The organism is Mesorhizobium sp. M2A.F.Ca.ET.037.01.1.1 (assembly GCF_003998075.1).
GTDB lineage: Bacteria > Pseudomonadota > Alphaproteobacteria > Rhizobiales > Rhizobiaceae > Mesorhizobium.
Genome location: NZ_RZSA01000474.1, coordinates 1 through 4,945, shown reverse-complemented (window position 1 = coordinate 4,945; position 4,945 = coordinate 1). Strand labels below are relative to the sequence as shown.

The following is a 4,945-nucleotide window of genomic DNA, read 5'->3' as shown; positions in this document are numbered from 1 at the left end:
CACTCATCGATTACCGCAAACCGCGCCAGCAGGCTGCGCCCTTCCTCGACCTTCAGGAAATAGGCGATGATCGGCGCCGCGTGCAGGTCGGCCAGCGTCAGTTGCTCGCCGAGCAGCCAGGGCCCTTTTGCCTTGAGCGATGTCAGGACCTTGAGCACGGTCTCGGCCTGGCGGAGCCCGGCGGCGACCAGCGCCTCATCCGGCGGCGTTTTCTCCAGCCGCTCGACCGCCACATCCCAGACCATGGCGCGGTAGCCATAGGCGTCGAGCATGCCGATGATCTGGTTCATCCGCGCCCGAAGGCGCGGATCAGTGGGCTGAAGGGCCGGACCATCGAAGGCTTCGTCGACATAGCGCGCAATTGCGCCGGTCTCGAACAGGCGAAAGCCGTCATGCTCGAAGGCCGGGATGCGGCCGAACGGGTGATGTTCCAGATACCAGGCGGGAATGCCGTCGGCGGCGAAGATGTCGAGCGGCGCCAGCTCGTAGCCGATGCCTTTCTCTTCCAACGTCATCCGCGCGATGCGCACATAAACGCTGTAGTCGGCGCCATAGAGGATCGGCTTGGCCATCGCTTCCGCTCTTTTTGCTTACCCCACAAAAAACGAAGGCTCCCTTCGGAGCATTCGACATTAAGGCACTTTGTCACACGGCCCGGCCCCACGCTATGGCTCCGGGCGTTCGTCGCTTGAAAAGCCCATTTTTGGGCTTTTCATGCGCTTCGCGCACCGCTCCTCACCCCATTGCCTTCTGCAAATTCTCGTCGATCTTGTCGAGGAAGCCGGTGGTGGAGAGCCAGGGCTGGTCGGGGCCGATCAGCAGCGACAGGTCCTTGGTCATGAAGCCGCTTTCGACGGTCTGGATGCAGACCTTCTCCAGCGTCTCGGCGAAGCGCTTCAGCTCGGCATTGTCGTCGAGCTTGGCGCGATGGGCAAGGCCGCGCGTCCAGGCGAAGATCGAGGCGATCGAATTGGTCGAGGTTTCCTCGCCCTTCTGGTGCTGGCGGTAGTGGCGGGTCACGGTGCCGTGCGCGGCTTCCGCTTCCACCGTCTTGCCGTCGGGGGTCATCAGCACCGAGGTCATCAGGCCGAGCGAGCCAAAACCTTGCGCGACGGTGTCGGACTGCACGTCGCCGTCATAGTTCTTGCAGGCCCAGACATAGCCGCCGGACCATTTCAGGCTCGAAGCGACCATGTCGTCGATCAGGCGGTGCTCGTACCAGAGTTTCCGCGCCTTGAACTCGGCCTCGAACTCCTTCTCGTAGACTTCCTGGAAGATGTCCTTGAAGCGGCCGTCATAGGCTTTGAGGATGGTGTTCTTGGTCGACAGATAGACCGGGAAGTTGCGCAGCAGGCCGTAGTTCAGCGAGGCGCGGGCGAACTCGCGGATCGACTCGTCGAGATTGTACATGGCCATGGCCACGCCGGCGCCAGGCGCGTCATAGACCTCGTGCTCGATCACCTGGCCGTCCTCGCCAACGAACTTGATGGTCAGCTTGCCCTTGCCGGGAAAGCGGAAGTCGGTGGCGCGGTACTGGTCGCCGAAGGCATGACGGCCGACGACGATCGGCTTGGTCCAGCCCGGCACCAGGCGCGGCACGTTCTTCATGATGATCGGCTCGCGGAAGATGGTGCCGCCAAGGATGTTGCGGATGGTGCCGTTGGGCGACTTCCACATCTTCTTCAGCTTGAATTCCTCGACGCGCGCCTCGTCGGGGGTGATCGTCGCGCATTTCACGCCGACGCCCCATTTCTTGATGGCGTTGGCCGAGTCGATCGTCACCTGATCGTTGGTGGCGTCGCGGTGCTCGATGCCGAGGTCGTAATATTCAAGCTTCAGATCGAGATAGGGGTGGATCAGCTTGTCCTTGATGAACTGCCAGATGATGCGGGTCATCTCGTCGCCGTCGAGCTCGACGACCGGGTTCGCCACCTTGATCTTCGCCATGGATAGAGTGCCTCGTTGCTGGGGGATCTGGACGGCCTTGCCCGCATGGTTTCGGCCGGGAATGCGGAGCGTATATCAAAGGCTTTTTCAGCGCGCAAACCACGATCCGCGCCGGGATGGACGTGTGCCGCTGTTGTGAATGCTTCATTTTCCCGGCCAAATGTGGCAGGGGACGCCGAAACGCCGCAAACCCCGGTTACCCACAGCCATGCCAGCCACCGAAGTCACAACCAAGACCGCCTCCGCCGGACCGGCGATCATCCTGGTCGAGCCGCAGCTCGGCGAGAATATCGGCATGGTCGCCCGCGCCATGGCGAATTTCGGCTTGTCGGAACTGCGCTTGGTCAACCCGCGCGATGGCTGGTCGAGCGAGAAGGCGCGCGCGGCTGCCAGCCGTGCCGATCATGTCATCGACGCCACCCGGGTCTTCGATGATCTGGCCTCCGCGGTTGCCGACCTGAACTTCGTCTTCGCCACAACGGCGCGCGAGCGCGACGGCTTCAAGCCTGTGCGTGGGCCGGTAGAAGCGGGCAGGGCGCTGAGGGCACGCGTCGAGGCGGGCCAGCGCACCGGCATCCTGTTCGGGCGCGAGCGCTTCGGTCTCTATAATGATGAGGTCGGGCTTGCCGACGAGATCGTCACTTTTCCGGTCGATCCCGGCTTCTCCTCGCTCAACATCGCGCAAGCGGTGCTTCTGATGTCCTATGAATGGATGAAATCCGGCCTCGCCGACGAGACTGAGACCAATTTCTCCGGGCCGGAGCTGGTGCCGGCGAACAAGGAGCAGCTGCACAGCCTGTTCGCCTATCTGGAGAACGCGCTGGAGGCCCGAGGCTACTTCCGCCCGGAAGAAAAGAAGCCGAAGATGGTCGACAATCTGCGCGCCGTATTGACGCGCGCGGGCTTTGCCGAGCCGGAACTGAAGGTTCTGCGCGGCATCATCTCCTCGCTCGACCGGTTCTCGCCGGCCATGCCGCGCGGCGATGGCTCGCCTGGGGATGATCCGAGGCGGCTGCCGGCGGGTGCTCGCAGTCGCGCCAAAGACGAAGAAAGTTAAAATCGATAAGCTGTGAGCATTTGAAGTAACCGATTTTTATTCGGTTGTGCCTCATCCTTGCTGCAATAGTGGGGCTGGCACATGTTTACGTCCAATATTGGCCGACTGCGCTTTTTCCTTTACTCTCTCGGTCTTGCCGTCGCCGAAACCGTGGTGATCGTTGTCTGCATTGTCGGCACGATCGGTTTCGAAGGACTGATCAATTCGGGACCTGGCCCGGCGCGGCAGGGCATGGCAGGCGCGGTCCTGATCGCCTCGCTCATCTTTGTCGCGCTTCGCGGCAACATCGCCGCGCGCCGCACCCGCGACGCGAATGGACGCCGGTGGATCATGTGGGCTTATATTGCCCTTTCCGCCGTCTATGCCCTTCTGCAGGCGGGCGTGCTGCTGGTCGTCAAATTCGACGATCCCGAGAGCATTCCGGGCGGGCTGAATCTGCTCGGACTTTCGATATTCGGACTTTGGTGCACGATCCTCTGGGCGAAACCCGTCGCGGGCAGCAACATCGATGAATTGACGGATGTTTTCGACTTCGACGGTCCGCTGCCGGCACCGGCGCGCACTGCACGCGCCGCTGTGCCGGCCGCACCACGCGCCGCGGCTGCCGCTGCAACTCCCCGCGTTCCGCCCGCACCGCAGCCCTTCGGCCGGCCGCGCCCGGCCGGCTTCGGCAAGCGCGGCATATGAGCGAGCCTGCGAGACAGCTGCGCAAAAGCTGCTCGCATTCGCCTCTTCAAGACCAAGATCATTCGCGATAGAAGCGCCTGCGGTCCAATCACGGACCTTCCGCCTCTCTTTGTTTTGACGCAATTCCGGACGGAAAACCGTTTCACACTTTTCCTGGAATTGCTCTATGACCGGATGACAATGAGCGATCGATCAAGCCAGCGCCCGATCCTGATGTTCGATTCCGGCGTCGGCGGGCTGACCGTGCTGCGCGAGGCGCGCGTGCTGATGCCCGATCGCCGCTTCGTCTATGTCGCAGACGACGCGGCTTTTCCTTACGGCGCCTGGGAGGAGCCGGCGCTCAAGGATCACATCCTCACGCTGTTCGGCAAATTGCTCGACCGCCTGCAGCCGGCGATCTCGGTGATCGCCTGCAACACCGCTTCGACGCTGGTGATCGACGCGCTGCGCGAGACATTCCCCGACCATCCTTTTGTCGGCACCGTGCCGGCAATCAAGCCGGCGGCGGAGCGCACGCGATCCGGCCTCGTCTCCGTGCTGGCGACGCCAGGCACGGTGAAACGCCAGTACACGCGCGACCTGATCAGCAAATGGGCGCAGAAATGCCATGTGCGCCTGGTCGGTAGCGATAGGCTGGCGGGGTTGGCCGAAATCTATATGCGCCAGGGCTTTGTCGATGAAGAAGCCGTGCGCGCCGAAATCGCGCCTTGTTTCATCGAGCGCGAGGGCAACCGCACCGATATCGTCGTGCTTGCCTGCACGCATTATCCGTTTCTCGTCAATCGCATGCGAAAGACGGCACCCTGGCCGGTCGACTGGATCGATCCGGCCGAAGCGATCGCCCGGCGCGCCATGTCGCTGCTCGAACCGGTCGCAGAAATATCCAGCGACAGCGAGCCCGATCTTGCCGTCTTCACTTCCGGCAAGGTGGATTTCGCCACTCGACGGCTGACCCAGGGATTTGGACTGACCGCGCGTTAGACGGCAGTCTCGAAGACAATGCTGCGCTGACCCGGATCGGCCGAGATCAGTTTCAGCCTGAGATCGTCGCCCTGCCTGAGGCCGGAGGCCTTCACATTGGCAACGACAGGCATGTCGGCAAGCTGTGCGCGCACGCCATGATCGATGAAGTCGGTGACGACGGCCTTGAACGTCTCACCCTCGTGTCCTTTGAGCATCACCGCCTCGGCAAGGTCGATGGCCGCATGGTTGATCTGCGAGGCTCGGGCATCGCCGCGCCCCATCACCTTCGGC

The 4,945-nt window shown here is 62.6% G+C and carries 5 protein-coding genes and 1 pseudogene; 3 read left to right on the top strand and 3 right to left on the bottom strand.

All coding sequences use genetic code 11. The features are described from left to right. On the bottom strand, positions 1–572 hold a 572-nt coding region (locus EOA27_RS21805; RefSeq protein ID WP_145970460.1), incomplete at its 3' end, for a glutathione S-transferase family protein. A 163-nt stretch (positions 573–735) separates the two neighbouring features. Continuing rightward, the gene (locus tag EOA27_RS21800) at positions 736–1,947 is read right to left on the bottom strand and encodes an NADP-dependent isocitrate dehydrogenase (RefSeq protein WP_112127719.1); all 1,212 of its coding nucleotides are present in this window, start codon (positions 1,945–1,947) and stop codon (positions 736–738) included. 208 nt (positions 1,948–2,155) lie between these two features. Here EOA27_RS21800 and EOA27_RS21795 point away from each other — a divergent pair, with 208 nt between their 5' ends. From EOA27_RS21795 to murI, 3 genes are all read left to right on the top strand, one after another. Next, complete coding sequence (locus tag EOA27_RS21795) at positions 2,156–3,004, top strand: RNA methyltransferase (protein WP_126082477.1); 849 nt, start codon at positions 2,156–2,158, stop codon at positions 3,002–3,004. An 81-nt stretch (positions 3,005–3,085) separates the two neighbouring features. Further along, entirely contained in the window at positions 3,086–3,691 is a 606-nt protein-coding gene (locus tag EOA27_RS21790; RefSeq protein WP_126082478.1) for a hypothetical protein, read from the top strand. Positions 3,692–3,871: 180 nt separating this feature from the next. Further along, a complete protein-coding gene (gene murI / locus EOA27_RS21785) occupies positions 3,872–4,672 on the top strand; it encodes a glutamate racemase (protein ID WP_126082479.1) in 801 nt (266 codons plus the stop codon). On the opposite strand, the pseudogene EOA27_RS21780 reads toward murI, so the two are convergent. Next, positions 4,669–4,945 (bottom strand): annotated as a pseudogene (locus tag EOA27_RS21780) (RNB domain-containing ribonuclease); the annotation flags it as partial. The gene murI and the pseudogene EOA27_RS21780 overlap by 4 nt on opposite strands.

Excerpts from the sequence above, each read along its gene's own strand:
- EOA27_RS21800 (WP_112127719.1), bottom strand. The coding sequence starts at position 1,947 with ATGGCGAAGATCAAGGTGGCGAACCCGGTCGTCGAGCTCGACGGCGAC.
- EOA27_RS21795 (WP_126082477.1), top strand. The coding sequence starts at position 2,156 with ATGCCAGCCACCGAAGTCACAACCAAGACCGCCTCCGCCGGACCGGCG.
- EOA27_RS21790 (WP_126082478.1), top strand. The coding sequence starts at position 3,086 with ATGTTTACGTCCAATATTGGCCGACTGCGCTTTTTCCTTTACTCTCTC.
- murI (WP_126082479.1), top strand. The coding sequence starts at position 3,872 with ATGAGCGATCGATCAAGCCAGCGCCCGATCCTGATGTTCGATTCCGGC.